Here is a 15,445-nt window from a genome sequence, read left to right as displayed (position 1 = left end):
CCATGACAAGTTTCGCCATGTTGCATGGGCCACGAAACGGCCTGTTAGACTATAGTTGCAGGGCAGCTGGGCTTCGCCGTCAAATCGGGCCGCCGCGCTGGACTCGACTTCTTGCCTGTGTATTGTTTCGCGCGGACCGATGCGGGAGCGAGGATTTCCCGAACGTCGGTCTGTTGGTCCAAAAGGGAGGAACTGCATGGATCGTCGTTCATTCATTCGCAAGGCTGGTGTTACCGGCGTCGGTGCTGCAGCGGCGGCGGCCACGCTCGCGGCGCCGGCAATAGCCCAGTCCAATCCCAAGGTGACGTGGCGACTGGCCTCGTCCTTCCCCAAGTCGCTCGACACCATCTATGGCGGCGCCGAAGTGTTCTCCAAGATGCTGTCGGAAGCCACCGATGGCAACTTTCAGATCCAGGTCTTCGCCGCCGGCGAACTCGTGCCAGGCCTTCAGGCCGCCGACGCCACCACCTCCGGCACCGTCGAGGCCTGCCACACGGTGGCATATTATTACTGGGGCAAGGACCCGACATGGGCGCTCGGTGCGGCGGTTCCCTTTTCGCTCAACGCGCGCGGTATGAATGCCTGGCACTACCATGGCGGCGGCATCGACCTGTTCAACGAGTTTCTCGCCACGCAGGGTCTTTTCGGCCTGCCAGGCGGCAACACCGGCGTGCAGATGGGTGGCTGGTTCCGCAAGGAGATCAACACCGTCGCCGACCTGTCCGGCCTCAAGATGCGCATCGGCGGCTTTGCCGGCAAGGTGGTGCAGAAGCTCGGCGTCGTGCCGCAGCAGATCGCCGGCGGTGATATCTATCCGGCGCTGGAAAAGGGCACCATCGACGCGGCCGAATGGGTCGGCCCGTATGACGATGAGAAGCTCGGCTTCTACAAGGTCGCGCCCTACTACTACTACCCCGGCTGGTGGGAAGGCGGTCCAACCGTCCATCTGATGTTCAACAAGGCGAAGTACGACGAGCTTTCGCCGGCCTACAAGTCGCTCCTGCGCACCGCCGCCCAGGCTGCCGATGCCGACATGCTGCAGAAGTACGATTCTCTGAACCCGGCAGCGGTGAAGCGGCTGGTGGCCGGTGGTGCGAAGCTGCGCCCGTTCAGCCAGGACATCATGGCCGCCTGCTTCGAAAAGGCGAACGAGGTCTATGCCGAAATGGAGGCCACCAACGCGCCGTTCAAGAAGATCTGGGAATCGATCAAGGGCTTCCGCAAGGAGCACTATCTCTGGGCGCAGGTGGCCGAATACAATTTCGACACCTTCATGATGGTCCAGCAGCGCAATGGCAAGCTGTAGACCATCCATTGCCTCCTTGGAGAGACCCCGGGCCCGCTCGCCCGGGGTCTTTCTTTTCAGGCTGGCGAGGAACTGATCTCGACTAGGATTCCGCCGGGGGCAAGGCAGTAGAAGGTGGTCGAATTGACGCCGCCGCGCGTCAGCTCCTGGACCTCGCCCGGCGCGAGGCCCGCATCGGCAAGCTCGGCCTGCTTGGCGTGCACAATGTCTGGTTTGCCGACGAAGAAGCCGACGTGAAAACCATCGGGATAGGCGGCCGTCTCTCCCGTGCCCGGTGTCATGAGGTTGAGGGCAAAGCCGTCGGCTCCCCGTAGGAGCGCGAAGGCGTCCTTGCCGCGCATGGCGAGAAGCTCGAAGCCGAAATGGCTGGTGAAGAAGCCGGCAAGAGCTGCGACTTCGGTGGTAACGAGATTGGCATGGTTCAGTTTCATGGTCTTTGTCCTGTCGCGGGTTGAAAGGCGGACAGGCATGGCTGCAGACCGTGAGCCGGCGGGGCCGTGGCATCAGGAAATCCGGACACGACCCAACCGGCCCACGGACTTTCGCCTCGCTTGCCGGCCGCGGGTTCTCCCGCAAATCATGCGGCGAACAGGCCTCCGTTCAAAAGCGGAAGAGACCGGACTACCGAACCGGCCATGTCTTTTTCGGCGCGCACCCAATAGCCGATCGATGGATTGCCGGCAAGCGCGCAAGGCCAAGCGACGGCCGGGCCGCTCAGCCTGGGTGCGGCACCACCAGCACCTTGACCTCGCCAGGCGCCGGCGGATTGGCGATCACCGCTGCCGCGTCTTCGAGCGCCACCTGCCTGGAGATCAGCCGGTCGATCTCGATTGCGCCCGATGCAATGAGCTCGGCGGCGCGGCGATGCGTGAAGGGATTGAGGAACGAGCCGAGCACTTTCAATTCCCGGAACAGCAGGTCGAAGGGCTCGAATTCCGCTTTCATGCCTTGCGGCGTCACGCCGACGATGACGACCATGCCGCCGGCGCGGGCCAGCCGCATTGACTGCTCGACGGTCTCTCGCACGCCCGCGCATTCGAAGACGACGTCGACACCGCCTGGCGCCATGCCCGCCGGTCCGGCCACGGCATTGATGACATCGACGGTGGTCGGATCGACCGATGCCGTGGCCCCGAGATCCTCGGCGAGCGCGCGCCGTGAGGCTTGCCTGGTCGACAGTATGATGGTCGTGGCTCCGGCCAGACGCGCCAGCTGCACGGTGAGCAGTCCGATCACGCCGCCGCCAAGCACGACCACCGAGCTGCCTGGTCTGATTTCGGCCAGGTCGACGCCATGCAGGCAACAGCCGAGCGGTTCGCAGAAGGCACCATGCGTCGGTTTCAGGCTGGCAGGCAGGAGGAAAGCCTGCTTCTGCGGCAAGGCAAGGTATTCGGCAAAGCCACCATCGCGATGAATGCCGATGGCGCGCAGGTTGCTGCAGAGATTGACCCGCCCGGCATGACAGTGCGCGCAACGCCCGCAGGCGATGTTGGGGTCGCCGGTGACACGGTCGCCAACGGCAAAGCCCGATACGGATTTTCCGATTGCCTCGATGGTGCCGGAGAATTCATGGCCGGGCGTCACCGGCGGCGTACACGGAAATTCGCCGTGGAACAGATGCCGGTCCGTGCCGCAGACGCCGCAGGCTTCAACGCGGACCAGAAGCTCATCCGGCCCGATGTCGGGTTTGTCGACCTCGCGCAGGGCGATGCTGCCCACCGCTTCCAGCCGCACCGCTTTCATGATCCTGGCCATGCTGGTTTCAGTTGAAGCTTGGCGGTTGCGACAGGTCCGGCTGCGGTGCCGCCGGTTTGGCCGGCGGCGTGTCGCCGAAACTCGGCGGTTGCGACAGATCGGGCGCGGCAGGAGCGGCCGGGGCCGTGCCGCCATTGGCCGGCGGTGTACCAAGCGGCGAAAGGCCGGGAATCTCCGGCACCTTGTAGTCGATCGTGCCGGGATCGACCACCGTACCCTTGTAGTGCATCACCATCTGCGGGAAGGCGATGGTCAGCCCGATCATGATCACCTGGATGCAGACGAAGGGCACCGCGCCCCAATAGATCTGTCCGGTGGTCACTGGCGCGATCTGTTTGCCGGTGAGGCGGTCGAGGTAGGGCACGCGGGCGGCGACCGAGCGCAGGTAGAACAGCGCGAAGCCGAAAGGCGGATGCATGAAGCTGGTCTGCATGTTCACGCCCAGGAGCACGCCGAACCAGATCAGGTCGATGCCGAGCTTGTCGGCGGCCGGCGCCAGCAGCGGCACGATGATGAAGGCGAGTTCGAAGAAGTCGAGGAAGAAGGCAAGGAAGAAGACGAGGATGTTGACGCCGATCAGGAAGCCGACTTCGCCGCCCGGCAGCGAGGTCAGCAGGTGTTCGACCCAGATGTGGCCGTTGACGCCATAGAAGGTCAGCGAGAACACCCGCGCGCCGATCAGGATGAACAGCACGAAGGACGACAGCCGCGTCGTCGAGGTCAGTGCCTGCTTGACCACGTCCAGCGACAGCCGCCCCTTTGCCGCCGCCATGATCAATGCGCCGACAGAACCCATGGCGCCGCCCTCGGTCGGGGTGGCGATGCCGAGGAAGATGGTGCCCAAAACCAGGAAGATCAGCGCCAGTGGCGGGATCAGCACGATGATCACCTGCTGCGCCAGCCGGGACATCATGTTGAAGTTCAGGCGTTTGTCGGCAATTGCCACGATGTAGATGAAGAGCACGCCGGCAGTGGCGCCGAGAATATCGGCATTGTCGCCATGCGCAGGCGCGAGATAGCGATACGCCGCATAGGAGATGGCCGCCGTTACCGCCAGCGCCACCAGCAGCGACGTCACGCCATGGCCTAGCGTGCGCGCTTCCAACGGCAGCGCCGGCACCAGTTTCGGCCGGAAGATCGAAACGATCAGGATGTAAAGCGCGTAGAGACCGGTCAGGACAAGGCCGGGAATCAGCGCGCCCGCATACATGTCGCCGACCGAGCGGCCGAGCTGGTCGGCCAGAACGATCAGCACCAGCGACGGGGGGATGATCTGGGCGAGCGTACCCGACGCGGCGATGACGCCGGATGCCAGCCGGCGATCGTAGCCATAGCGCAGCATGATCGGCAGCGAGATCAACCCCATGGCGATGACGGAAGCCGCCACCACGCCGGTGGTCGCCGCCAGCAGCGCGCCGACGAAGATCACCGCATAGGCGAGGCCGCCACGGATCGGTCCGAACAGCTGGCCGATCGTGTCGAGCAGGTCTTCGGCCATGCCTGATCGCTCGAGCACGATACCCATGAAGGTGAAGAACGGAATGGCGAGCAGCGTGTCGTTCGACATCACCCGGCTGCCATAGAAATTATCCGGCAGTGCGTGCAGAAGCGGCCAGGCGAGGTTGATCGATCCTCCTGAATAGGGCGAGAGGAGCACGCCGATGAAGAAGAACATCAAGCCGTTGGCGGCCAGCGAAAAGGCGACGGGGTAGCCGATCAGCAGGAAGATGATCAGCGAGGCGAACATGATCGGCGCCATGTTCTGGGCGATGAACTCCATCACGAGCGCACCTCGTCGGCCAGCGCCTTGGCTTCCAGTTCGGCCTGCTCATGCGCGGAGATGAAGGGATTTGGGTCGTCCATGTCGCCACGCATGATGGCGATCTTCTTGATGATCTCGGAAATACCCTGCAGCGCGAGCAGGAAGAAGCCGACGAGCAGGATGGCCTTCGCCGGCCAGATGATCAGTCCACCGGAGTTGTTGGACATCTCGCCGCTGCAAAATGACAGCGACACATAGGGAACGAAATAGATGACCATCAGCGTCACGAACGGCATCAGGAAGAGGATATGGCCGAGCAGGTCGATCCAATGCTGCACGCGGCGCGAAAACAGGCCGTAGACGATGTCGATGCGGATATGCTCGTTCTGCTTCAGCGTATAGGCGGCGGCCAGCATGAAGGCGGCGCCGAACAGATACCACTGCAGCTCCAGCCACGCGTTCGAGGATATGTCGAACACCTTGCGGATGATGGCGTTGGCGGCACTGACCAGGATCGCCAGCAGGATCAGCCACGACACCCATTTGCCGATGAATTCATTGAGGCGATCGATACCCCGCGACAGAGCGAGCAGCCCTTGCATGCAGTCCTCCCTTGTACGGAGGCGTGTCGGCTCCCCCTCGTTCCGTCACGCCGCGTGGCCCAACGGTATGCCGCGCGTGGCCGGACGGGTCAACAAGGATAGAGGCAGCAAACGTCATCGCGTGGGAGGGCAGGGCCGGATACCGCCGGTCTGCCCCGGCGTCATGCAACCAAAGTCTGAGGGATTCAGGCGATTTTGCCGGTGTCGCGGCCGGCACCGATCAGCACCAGCGTGGCGACCAGGAACAGATACATCCAGGCGTCGCGCCATTCGACCGGGAAATAACCGGCCCACAGCGATTCAGCCATGCCGAAGGCGGCCGCACCCAGCGCCGCGCGCGGCGGCGAGAGATAACCGCCGACCGCGGTCACGAACAGGATCTTCAACCCGTAGACAAGGCCGGAGCCGAAGCTGACATTGCCGTAATAGAGGCCGGCCATGACGCCGGCGAGCGCGGCGCAGAAGCCGCCGAACAGCACGGCCTGCCGGAACACGCCGCGAACGTCGACGCCGCACATCGCGGCTGCCTTGGGGTCGTCGGAGACGGCGCGCCAGCGCCGGCCGAAGCTCGAGCGGGCAAATGCCCAGGCGGCCAGCGCGATTGCCGCCAGCACCACCGCGCAATCGATGAGCTGGATGAGCGTCAGCGTTGCCCTGAAGGTCGCGTCCTGCGCGAAAATGATCGGCTGCGCCAGCATCGGCGGCAGCCACAGATCATGTGTGTCGGAGGCGATGCGACTTGCCTCGGACAACAGCAGCAGGATGCCGAGCGTCGTCACTACGATCGCATTGGGCGAGCGGTCGGCCAACGGTTCGAAGACGCTGCGTGACAGGACATGGCTGACCAGCGCGGCGTAGAGGAAAGCCGAGACGATGCCGAGTGCCACCGCCGCCAGCAGCGTCAGCCACAGTACCTGATAGCCGAAGGCCGCGGTGAGGATCATCGTCTGGCCGCAAAAGGCGAACAGCGCGCCATAGGCAAGATTGGTGCGGTGCAAGATGCCGTTGGTCAGCACATAGCCGAAGGCAAGCAGCGCATAGAGCGCGCCCGAATGCAGCCCGTTCAGCACCTGCTGGAAGAAGTAGAGCATGCAAAACCCTCGGATCATGTCGTCCAGAAGCAACTGACGTGACGACGACATGTTCAAAAAGGCTGCGGGGGACCGCATCCCTGCGAAGGTTTGCATCGCTGAATCTAACTTGTCAAATGCGATTTATCGGTTAGATTTTCGGCATGACGGTATCCTGGACCCCACACCGCTTCACTGGCGGCCTGCTTGCGCTCGACACGACGAACACCGTGGTGCTGCGCGGCGATCCGGAGCGAACCTTCGATCGCTTCGATGATCCGATCGAGATCGCCCGCTTCGCCGATGCGGCGAGCGGCTTTCGCGCCGCCGAGCTGGGCGACAGGCAACTGGTGGTATCCTCGCCGGTGGCAATCGCACCCGTCGTGCTGTCGATCCGCGAGGCGACGGACCGGCTGTTTCGCGGCGCTGTGTCGAAAGGCACGGTTGCCACCGCCGATCTGCCCGGGTTCCTGACGGCCTGCGCGGCGGGGCTGGCTGGCAGCCGGACCGAGATCGGTGCGCCGGGTAGGCCGTTCGGTGATCCCCTGACGCCGATCGCCTTCGAGGCGGCGCTGGCGGTTTCCGCCCTGTCGCTGCTGCGCGACGACACCGTCGCGAGGCTCAGGATCTGTCCCAACTGCACCTGGCTGTTCGTCGACAGAAGCCGCAATTCCAGCCGTCTTTGGTGCGACATGGCGGTGTGCGGCAACCGTCAGAAGGCAAGTCGTCACTATCGCCGCCGCCGCATGGCGGCCAATGAGGTCTAGGATGCTTAGAGGAATTTCCCGTTTGATCGTTGTCGGCGCCGCCCTGATTGCCGCCGTCGCACTCGGCGCCTGCCGCGATACCGGCAACAAAGAAGGCAAACTGTTCGAGATTTCCGGCAAGATTTTCGTCTTCAACTACCGTCTCGCCAGGGCGACCTATGTCGTCACGCTGCGGCCGCTGCAGCCGATGGGAGACGGCCAGGTGGCGGTCGCCAGCTTCCAGGATCCCGCCGGCGGCGCGCCTTTGGTGGTCGAGCAGAAGGTCTGGCCGAAGCTCGACAAGGTGACGCTGGAGAGCCCGGCCCTGACTTGCGTCGTCAAGAACAAGCCCTATGCGATCGCCATCAGCATCAAGGGCGCCGACGGCGCGATCCTGCAGAAGATCGACACCAGCTTGATGTCGACGGAGGACCAGTCGGTGCTGCCCGACCGGCCGCTGGTCATCGATCAGCTCTACACGGCCAATCCCGATCTCGTCGGCCATCCCGACGGCAAGTTGCCGGGCGAACTCAAGCCGGATTGCTCGAAGGGCATCTGACGCATCGCCGCCATGTCCGGCCGCGCGGAAATTTTCGTGCGCCGGGCGACGTCCGCGGAGCGGTTTCGCACATGATTCGGGATCGCCGCGGACTGTTCGTTGCGCGTTGCCTGGCCCCTTCGATTTTGTTTGACCTGTCTTGCAAGGGGAGAAAGGATGCGTCATCCGACTCCGACGTTGGCTGCCTGCCCCCGCGCGGCCTCCGCACAGGAAATGCCTGATGACGCTGCATGACGTCGCGCTCGACGACAAGTTCGACCTCGCAAAGGAGCGCATCTTCCTGTCCGGCGCGCAGGCGGTCATCCGCATGCTTCTGATGCAGCGCGAGCGCGACCGTCGTGCCGGCCTCAACACAGCCGGATTCGTCTCCGGCTATCGCGGCTCGCCGCTCGGCGGCCTCGACATGCAGTTGTGGAAGGCGAAGAAGCAGCTTGCCCAGGCCGACATCGTCTTCCAGCCCGGCCTCAACGAGGAGCTTGCCGCCACCGCTTGCTGGGGATCGCAGCAGACGGAACTGCTGGGCGAGGGCACCCATGATGGCGTCTTTTCGGTCTGGTACGGCAAAGGTCCGGGCGTGGATCGTTCAGGAGACGTGTTCCGCCATGCCAATCTCGCCGGCTCGTCCAGGCATGGCGGTGTGCTCGCCCTGATGGGTGACGACCACATGGCCGAATCGTCGACCAATGCGCACGCCACCGAATTCCTGTTCGTCGACACGATGGTGCCGATCCTCAACCCGGCCGGCGTCCAGGAGATCATCGATTACGGCCTCTACGGCTTTGCCATGTCGCGCTTTGCCGGCACCTGGGCGGCGATCAAATGCGTCAAGGACAACATCGAATCGACGGCCTCGGTCGATGCCGCGCTCGAACGGCTGAACATCGTCGTGCCCGAGTTCGACATGCCGCCCGGTGGCCTCAACATCCGCCACGAGATCGACATGCTCGGCCAGGAGGAGCGGCTGCATGAACACAAGCGCGCCGCGGCCTCCGCCTTCATCCATGCCAACGGGCTGAACCGCATCGTCTATTCGGGCGGCCGCAACCCGAAGCTCGGCATCATCACGCTGGGCAAGAGCTATCTCGATGTCCGCCAGGCGCTGGAAGACATCGGCATCGATGAGGCGGTGGCCAACCGCATCGGCGTGAGGCTGTTCAAGGTCGGCTGTCCCTGGCCGCTCGACCTGCATCATATCGCCGACTTCGCCCGCGGCCTCGACACCATCGTCGTCGTCGAAGAGAAGCGCTCGCTGATCGAGGTGCAATTGCGCGAAAGCCTCTACGGCACCGCCACGCAGCCGGTCATTGTCGGCAAGAAGGACGAGCGCGGCGACTGGCTGTTCCCGGCCAAGGGCGCGCTCGATCCCAACGAAATCGCCATTGCGCTTGGTGAGAGGATTGTGCGGACGATCGGCCCGTCGGAAGAGATCTCTGCGCGGGTGGCGAAGCTGCGACAGTTCCAGGCAATGCTGGCGGACGCCACCGACATCGGCTCACGCACGCCGTTCTTCTGTTCCGGCTGCCCGCACAATTCCTCGACCAAGGTGCCGGACGGCTCGATTGCCGCGGCCGGCATCGGCTGCCACTTCATGGCTCTGTGGATGGACCGCAACACCCTTGGCTTCACCGCGATGGGCGGCGAGGGCGCGCAATGGGTGGGCCAGGCGCCGTTCTCGAAACGCGATCACATCTTCCAGAATCTCGGCGACGGCACCTACAATCATTCCGGCACGCTGGCGATCCGCTTCGCCCTGTCGACCGACGCCAACATCACCTACAAGATCCTCTACAATGACGCCGTCGCCATGACCGGCGGCCAGCCGCACGAAGGCGGGCTGACCGTCGACATGATCGCCAGGCAAGTGCGAGCTGAAGGTGTCGGCCGCATCGCCATCGTCACCGACGAGCCGGATAAATATGCCGGCAAGGCCGAATTCCCGGCCGGCGCCACCATCCATCACCGCGACGACCTCGATCTCGTCCAGCGCGAGCTGCGTGGCGTCAAAGGCGTATCGGTGCTGCTCTACGACCAGACCTGCGCCGCCGAAAAACGCCGCCGCCGCAAGCGCGGCACCTTTCCCGATCCCGACAAGCGGGTCTTCATCAACGAACTGGTCTGCGAAGGCTGCGGCGATTGCGGCGTACAGTCGAACTGCGTCTCGATCCAGCCAGTCGAGACCGAGTTCGGCCGCAAGCGCAGGATCGACCAGTCGAGCTGCAACAAGGATTTCTCCTGCGTCAACGGCTTCTGCCCGTCCTTCGTTACCGTGCACGGCGCCAAGATCCGCAAGGCCGAAGGCATGGCCGGCAAGGCTGACCCGCTCGACGGCGTGCCGGTGCCCGCCGAATTCCCGCTTGGCGAGCAGGGCTGGGCGGCCATCATCAACGGCGTCGGCGGCACCGGCGTCGTCACCGTCGGTGCGGTGCTCGGCATGGCGGCCCATCTCGAGGACAAGGGCTGCGGCATGATCGACATGGCCGGCCTCGCCCAGAAGGGCGGCTCGGTGTTCACCCATGTCCGTATCGCCCGCACCCCGGACGACATCCATGCCATCCGCGTTTCGGCCGGCAAGGCCGACCTCGTGCTTGGCTGCGATCTCGTCGTCTCGGGCGCCAAGAAGGTGCTGACGGCGGTCCGCGAGGGCCACACCATCTTCCTCGCCAACACCGCCGAGATCATGCCCGGCGAATTTGCCCGGTCGGCCGATTTCTCGTTGCCGGTCGAGCGCCTGAAGAAGGCGATCCGCACCGCTGCCGGCGAGGACAGGGCGCATTTCTTCGACGCCACGCGCACGGCCACCGCACTGTTCGGCAATTCGCTCGGCGCCAACATGTTCATGCTCGGCTTTGCCTTCCAGCACGGCGGCTTGCCGCTGTCGGCCGAGGCCGTCGAGAAGGCGATCGAGCTCAATGGCGAAGCCGTGGCGATGAACATCGCCGCCTTCCGCTGGGGCCGCCGTGCCGCCCATCAGCCGGATTTCGTGCGCGGCCTCGTCGCCCAGCCGGGTAAGACCGCGCAGGCTGCCGCGGTCGCCGAGACGCTGGACGACATCATTGCCCGCCGCGTCGCATTCCTGACCGCCTATCAGAACGCTGCCTATGGCAAGCGCTACGCCGAAAAGCTGGCCGTCTTGCGGGCCGCCGAGGCCAAGGCCGTGCCCGGTTCGACCGCGGTATCGGAAGCTGCCGCCAGGAACCTGTTCAAGCTGATGGCGATCAAGGACGAGTACGAGGTGGCGCGGCTCTATACCGACGGCTCGTTTACCGCCGAACTGCGCAAGCAGTTCCAGAGCTACGAAAAACTCGAATTCCATCTCGCGCCGCCGATCATGGGCCGCCGCGGCAATGACGGCACGCCGCGGAAATCGAGCTTCGGTCCCTGGATGATGAAGGGTTTTCGCCTGCTGGCGGCGATGAAAGGCCTGCGCGGCACCGCCTTCGACCTGTTCGGCTACACCGCCGAGCGGCGCATGGAGCGGCAGCTTCTTGCGCAGTACGAAGCGGATCTGGAGCTGGTCGCCAACTCGCTGGCGCCGGCCGGGGTCGATGCGGCAATAGCCCTTGCCTCGGTGCCGGCCCTCATTCGCGGCTATGGCCACGTCCGCCAGGCCAGCGCCGAAAAGGCCGCGGGCGAACGCCAAAGGCTGCTCGAACGCCTGTCGGGCACGCCGGCACGGCCGAGACTTCAGGCCGCCGAATGATGGCCTTGTTTACCTGAAGCTAGATTTCCCAGTCTGTCCGGCATTTGCGCACCCTCGGCAACCGAGCCAAAACCACCGTTCTAAGCCTTTCTTAAGGCGGGTGTGGCATGACAAGGCCTAGCGTTGGGCCGACGATATGGGCAGAACAAAGACCGAAAACATCCCCGCGGATGTTTATATCCAGTTTGTGCGGTCGTTGTTCGACAACGCCCACATGCTGGTGATCGGCGGTGCGTGCTACTGGATCCTCGGATTCATGATCTACTTGCGCACGCACAATCCGTTGTTCCTGGCTTTCTCTTTTGTTCTGCTGTCCATCAGCCTTTTCCGCTACTTCGGCATTCGCGCCTTCAGGAAGGCTGGCGGTGTAATAGCCAATGTTGAAGAAGCGCAGCAGTGGGAGCGCAACTACATCCTCAAGGGCAGCCTGCAGGGCCTCGGGCTGGGCACGCTATGCTTCATATCGATCTATGTGTATCCCGATCCCTTTGCCGAACTGGCCGCGACGTCGCTGACCTTGGCAACCTTGGTTACGGTTGTTGGCCGGAACTACGGATCTCCGCGCATGGTGCGGATTTTTTCCGTGACCTTCATTGGTCCGGCAGCACTCGGACTCCTGCTGCGCATGGATGTCCCCTCGGTCCTTCTGGGGCTGATGATCATCCCATTGACTTTCATCACGATCAACAGCGCCGACCACGTCCGCAACGTGCTTTTCTCGGCGGTCATCGGCCACAAGGAAGCGAGGAAGCTCGCGCGCAGGTTCGATCGCGCCCTCAACACCATGTCGCACGGCCTTGTCATGCTCGGCCCGGACGGGCGCGTGGCGGTGGCCAATGCCGAAGCGGCGCATCTGATGTCGCTCAAGTCGCCGGATGCGCTGCTCGGGCGGTCGATCCATGGTCTTTTGATGCGTGGCGTCGCCGGCGGCATGCTGGCACCGAAGGATTGCCGCTACATCGAAGCCCAGCTGACCCGCGCCCTGCGCGAGGGCCGCGACCGCAAGGTGCTGGTTTCCCTCGCCAACGGCCAGCACTATGAATTCTCGGCTCGCGAAGGCAGCCAGGAACTGGGCGTCATCACCTTCGAGGACGTCACCGCCCGTGTCGAGGCGGAAGACAAGATCCGCTTCATGGCACGCTACGACAACCTCACCGGCCTGCCCAACCGCGCCTATTTCCACGAACTGGTCGGCGAGGCCATGGCGTCCGGCGACCTCGACCGTCTTTGCGGGCTGGCAGTGCTCGACCTTGATGATTTCAAGAGCGTCAACGACACGCTTGGGCATCCGATCGGCGACGGTTTGATCTACGCCGTCGCCGAGCGGCTTGCCGCCATTGCCGGGCAAGGCATCACGGTCAGCCGTTTCGGCGGCGACGAATTCATGATCTTCTTCGACCGCGTCGAGGATGAGAGCCATCTGACCGGCCAGCTCGACGAGATTTTCGCCGGCTTGCAGGGGGAGGTCGACGTCGCCGGTCACGGGCTGCGCATCCAGGCCAGCGGCGGCGCAGTACTGTCGCGGGTCAAGGATACCGATGTCGACGCCATGATCGTCAAGGCGGACCTCGCGCTCTACAAGGCCAAGGAACTCGGCAAGAACAGCTGGCGGCTGTTCGAGGCCTCGATGGATGCCGCCTTCCGCAATCGTCAGCTGATGAAGGCGGATCTGCGCACCGCCGTGGAAAGCAAGGCCCTGAGGGTGGTCTATCAGCCGATCGTTGCGATGAACACCATGCGTATCGCCAGCTGCGAGGCGCTGTGCCGGTGGGACCATCCAGATCTCGGGCCGATCTCGCCCAGCATCTTCATTCCGCTGGCCGAGGAAATGGGCATCATTTCCGAGATCAGCACCTTCGTGCTGCAGGCGGCCTGCACCGAATGCGCCAAATGGCCAGACCAGACCAGCGTCTCGGTCAATCTCTCCGCCAAGGATTTCCGCAACCGCGACGTCGTCCAGAAGGTTCGTGATGCGTTGACCAGCTCCGGCCTCGCCGCCGGCCGGCTGGAGATCGAGGTCACCGAAACGGCGTTGCTCGACGACAAGTCGCTGACGCGCCAGTACATCGAGGAGCTGAAGCAGCTTGGCGTGCGCATTGCGCTCGACGATTTCGGCACCGGCTATTCGAGCCTGAGCTACCTGCACAAGCTGCCGCTCGACAAGATCAAGATCGACCGTTCGTTCCTGATCGACGTCACCCAGAACAGCCGTTCGCTCGAACTGCTCAAGGGCATCGTCAATCTGTCTCGACCGCTCGGACTTTCCGTGACCGTCGAAGGTGTCGAGACCTTCGAGCAGCTCAAGATCCTGGCCTTGCAGGTCAAACCGGATCTCGTGCAGGGCTTCCTCTTCGGTGCCGCGCTTAGTGCGTCGGGTATCGAGACGATGTCGAGTGTCACCTGGCCATTCGTCGCGGACCTGCGTCTAACCGGCAAACGGACAGCCCGTTAGAGCAATTCCAGGAAAGTGTGAAACGGTTTTCCGTCCGAAATTGCGTCAAAACAAAGGGATAGAGCAGTTCGCCGTGTTCCGTGAAACGGTGATCTAGTGTCGTCGTTTCGAAGTTCGCTTGAACTCCTCCCTCGGCGCTGGGTCGTCGAGCGAACGTTCGGCTGAGCCATGCCATGGAGCCTCCTGGTGCGCGACTGCGAAACGCATCGAAGTCTCAGAACGCCATGATCCAGATCGCCCTCGGCGGCATCCTTCTCACGCGAATTGCTGACCAACAAACATTCTCAACGGCGCTCAGCCGTTAAGGTTAACAGAAGGTAAATCAACAACATCGATATTTCAGCTTGTGTCTCATTTCAGCTCGAATAGCTTATCAGCAGGCGGATTTTCGAGGACAGATAATGGATGCTGCAGGGGCTGCAAGGAATGCGTCTGGCGTGGTCAGCACAGCCGGGGATTCAGTGCTGAATCGATCGATTATGCAATTGCTGGAGCATGTCGATTATCGCCTCATTACAGGCGGCGAAGATCTGGAGGCGATCTACCGACTGCGCTACAAATCCTACCTGCGCTCAGGCATGTGCGGCCCGATCGCCCGCGGGATGTTCGAGGATCGTTGGGACGATCTGCCGAACTCCTACAGGTTCGGTGTCTATTGCTATGGCGAACTGGTCAGCACCATCCGCTTCCATTACATTTCTAGCGAGCACCCGAATTCGCCCTCCGTCGATGCCTATCCGGAAATACTGATCGAGCGACTTGCCCGCGGCGAAACCTTCATTGACGGAACCCGGTTCGCAACCGATCCCGACAGCGCGCCGGCGCCCGGAGTGCTGCCTTTCCTGACACTCAGGCTTGCCATGGTGGCCTCGCGCTACTTTGGCCAGAACTCGGTGCTTACGCCGGTCAAGCTCGAGCATTCCAATTTTTATGCCCGTTACTTCAACGCCGTGCAGAGGACCGAGGGTAAAGTGTTTCCGGGCGTTCTTGCCCCGATCGCACTGTTCGAAATCCCTTCCGGCGAAAATATGCGTCTGACGCTCGAACGGTTCCCATTCTTCAGGTCGACGCCGATGGAACAGCGGCTGATGTTTGCCAATCCGGCCATCAACGGACTGACACCCCTGTCCGTCGTGCCAACAGCGAAATATTATCGCGACGCCGCCTGAGGCTCGCGATTTTCGTAAAGCGCCTGGAGCTTTCCGACCACTTCCGCGTTTTGATGACGGCGGCGCTGTCGCCCTAGTCTTTGTCATCATCCCGACGGATTTGTCAGAAGGAACCGGACATGACCATTTCCACGCTTGCGCTCACCCCGCTCATCTCGCTGATCGCCGGCGTGCTGATCCTGGTGATGCCAAGGCTGTTGAACTACATCGTCGCGCTCTATCTGATCGTCGTTGGATTGCTCGGGCTTTTCCCGCACCTCGTCCGCTGAAGGGGCGCTGCGGCGAGGTCACCTCGGGAGCATCCTCCTAGACGCCTGGACCCGG

12 protein-coding genes are annotated in these 15,445 nt (G+C 63.1%); 7 read left to right on the top strand and 5 right to left on the bottom strand.

Features of this window, described 5'->3' with window-relative positions; translation table 11 throughout:
• The first annotated feature begins 196 nt into the window (after positions 1-196).
• Positions 197-1,306: a TRAP transporter substrate-binding protein gene (locus AC1RZR_RS02855; RefSeq protein ID WP_481827570.1), complete on the top strand. Its 1,110-nt coding sequence runs from the start codon at positions 197-199 to the stop codon at positions 1,304-1,306.
• Positions 1,307-1,362: 56 nt separating this feature from the next.
• On the opposite strand, the gene AC1RZR_RS02850 is transcribed toward AC1RZR_RS02855, so the two are convergent.
• From AC1RZR_RS02850 to AC1RZR_RS02830, 5 genes are all read right to left on the bottom strand, one after another.
• Positions 1,363-1,737, bottom strand: a complete 375-nt coding sequence (locus AC1RZR_RS02850; protein WP_481827569.1) for a VOC family protein — start codon at positions 1,735-1,737, stop codon at positions 1,363-1,365.
• Between the two features lie 283 nt (positions 1,738-2,020).
• Positions 2,021-3,049 (bottom strand): zinc-dependent alcohol dehydrogenase family protein, encoded by a 1,029-nt coding sequence (locus AC1RZR_RS02845; protein ID WP_481829004.1) that lies wholly within the window; start codon positions 3,047-3,049, stop codon positions 2,021-2,023.
• 19 nt (positions 3,050-3,068) lie between these two features.
• Positions 3,069-4,844: a TRAP transporter large permease gene (locus AC1RZR_RS02840; RefSeq protein WP_477272173.1), complete on the bottom strand. Its 1,776-nt coding sequence runs from the start codon at positions 4,842-4,844 to the stop codon at positions 3,069-3,071.
• Positions 4,841-5,425 carry a TRAP transporter small permease subunit gene (locus tag AC1RZR_RS02835; protein WP_481827568.1) on the bottom strand — a complete coding sequence of 195 codons (585 nt, stop codon included), beginning with the start codon at positions 5,423-5,425 and terminating at the stop codon, positions 4,841-4,843. Before AC1RZR_RS02835 ends, AC1RZR_RS02840 begins: the two co-directional genes overlap by 4 nt.
• A 185-nt stretch (positions 5,426-5,610) precedes the next feature.
• Positions 5,611-6,516 (bottom strand): branched-chain amino acid ABC transporter permease, encoded by a 906-nt coding sequence (locus AC1RZR_RS02830; RefSeq protein WP_477272177.1) that lies wholly within the window; start codon positions 6,514-6,516, stop codon positions 5,611-5,613.
• A gap of 143 nt (positions 6,517-6,659) precedes the next feature.
• Between AC1RZR_RS02830 and AC1RZR_RS02825 the strand changes: the two genes are divergently transcribed.
• The 6 genes from AC1RZR_RS02825 to AC1RZR_RS02800 all read left to right on the top strand — a co-directional run bounded on the left by AC1RZR_RS02825 (position 6,660) and on the right by AC1RZR_RS02800 (position 15,390).
• Positions 6,660-7,262, top strand: coding sequence for a CGNR zinc finger domain-containing protein (locus AC1RZR_RS02825; protein ID WP_477272179.1), 603 nt, complete (start codon positions 6,660-6,662; stop codon positions 7,260-7,262).
• 1 nt (position 7,263) lies between these two features.
• The gene (locus AC1RZR_RS02820) at positions 7,264-7,800 is read left to right on the top strand and encodes a hypothetical protein (protein ID WP_481827567.1); all 537 of its coding nucleotides are present in this window, start codon (positions 7,264-7,266) and stop codon (positions 7,798-7,800) included.
• A 220-nt stretch (positions 7,801-8,020) separates the two neighbouring features.
• Positions 8,021-11,500: an indolepyruvate ferredoxin oxidoreductase family protein gene (locus AC1RZR_RS02815; RefSeq protein ID WP_481827566.1), complete on the top strand. Its 3,480-nt coding sequence runs from the start codon at positions 8,021-8,023 to the stop codon at positions 11,498-11,500.
• A 136-nt stretch (positions 11,501-11,636) separates the two neighbouring features.
• On the top strand, positions 11,637-13,952 hold the full coding sequence (locus AC1RZR_RS02810) for a putative bifunctional diguanylate cyclase/phosphodiesterase (protein WP_379101299.1): 2,316 nt from the start codon (positions 11,637-11,639) through the stop codon (positions 13,950-13,952).
• Between the two features lie 461 nt (positions 13,953-14,413).
• On the top strand, positions 14,414-15,121 hold the full coding sequence (locus tag AC1RZR_RS02805) for an N-acyl amino acid synthase FeeM domain-containing protein (protein WP_481827565.1): 708 nt from the start codon (positions 14,414-14,416) through the stop codon (positions 15,119-15,121).
• A 119-nt stretch (positions 15,122-15,240) separates the two neighbouring features.
• Entirely contained in the window at positions 15,241-15,390 is a 150-nt protein-coding gene (locus AC1RZR_RS02800) for a DUF3096 domain-containing protein (RefSeq protein WP_111544933.1), read from the top strand.
• The last annotated feature ends 55 nt before the right edge of the window (positions 15,391-15,445 follow it).

The sequence above is a fragment of the Mesorhizobium bavaricum genome (assembly GCF_056781655.1).
This window is presented reverse-complemented; position numbering and strand designations above follow the sequence as displayed.

What these genes read in the sequence shown, in the direction of transcription:
- AC1RZR_RS02845 (WP_481829004.1), bottom strand. Translation starts at nt 3,049, where the DNA reads ATGAAAGCGGTGCGGCTGGAAGCGGTGGGCAGCATCGCCCTGCGCGAG.
- AC1RZR_RS02820 (WP_481827567.1), top strand. Translation starts at nt 7,264, where the DNA reads ATGCTTAGAGGAATTTCCCGTTTGATCGTTGTCGGCGCCGCCCTGATT.
- AC1RZR_RS02835 (WP_481827568.1), bottom strand. Translation starts at nt 5,425, where the DNA reads ATGCAAGGGCTGCTCGCTCTGTCGCGGGGTATCGATCGCCTCAATGAA.
- AC1RZR_RS02825 (WP_477272179.1), top strand. Translation starts at nt 6,660, where the DNA reads ATGACGGTATCCTGGACCCCACACCGCTTCACTGGCGGCCTGCTTGCG.
- AC1RZR_RS02800 (WP_111544933.1), top strand. Translation starts at nt 15,241, where the DNA reads ATGACCATTTCCACGCTTGCGCTCACCCCGCTCATCTCGCTGATCGCC.
- AC1RZR_RS02810 (WP_379101299.1), top strand. Translation starts at nt 11,637, where the DNA reads ATGGGCAGAACAAAGACCGAAAACATCCCCGCGGATGTTTATATCCAG.
- AC1RZR_RS02850 (WP_481827569.1), bottom strand. Translation starts at nt 1,737, where the DNA reads ATGAAACTGAACCATGCCAATCTCGTTACCACCGAAGTCGCAGCTCTT.
- AC1RZR_RS02815 (WP_481827566.1), top strand. Translation starts at nt 8,021, where the DNA reads ATGACGCTGCATGACGTCGCGCTCGACGACAAGTTCGACCTCGCAAAG.
- AC1RZR_RS02830 (WP_477272177.1), bottom strand. Translation starts at nt 6,516, where the DNA reads ATGCTCTACTTCTTCCAGCAGGTGCTGAACGGGCTGCATTCGGGCGCG.
- AC1RZR_RS02855 (WP_481827570.1), top strand. Translation starts at nt 197, where the DNA reads ATGGATCGTCGTTCATTCATTCGCAAGGCTGGTGTTACCGGCGTCGGT.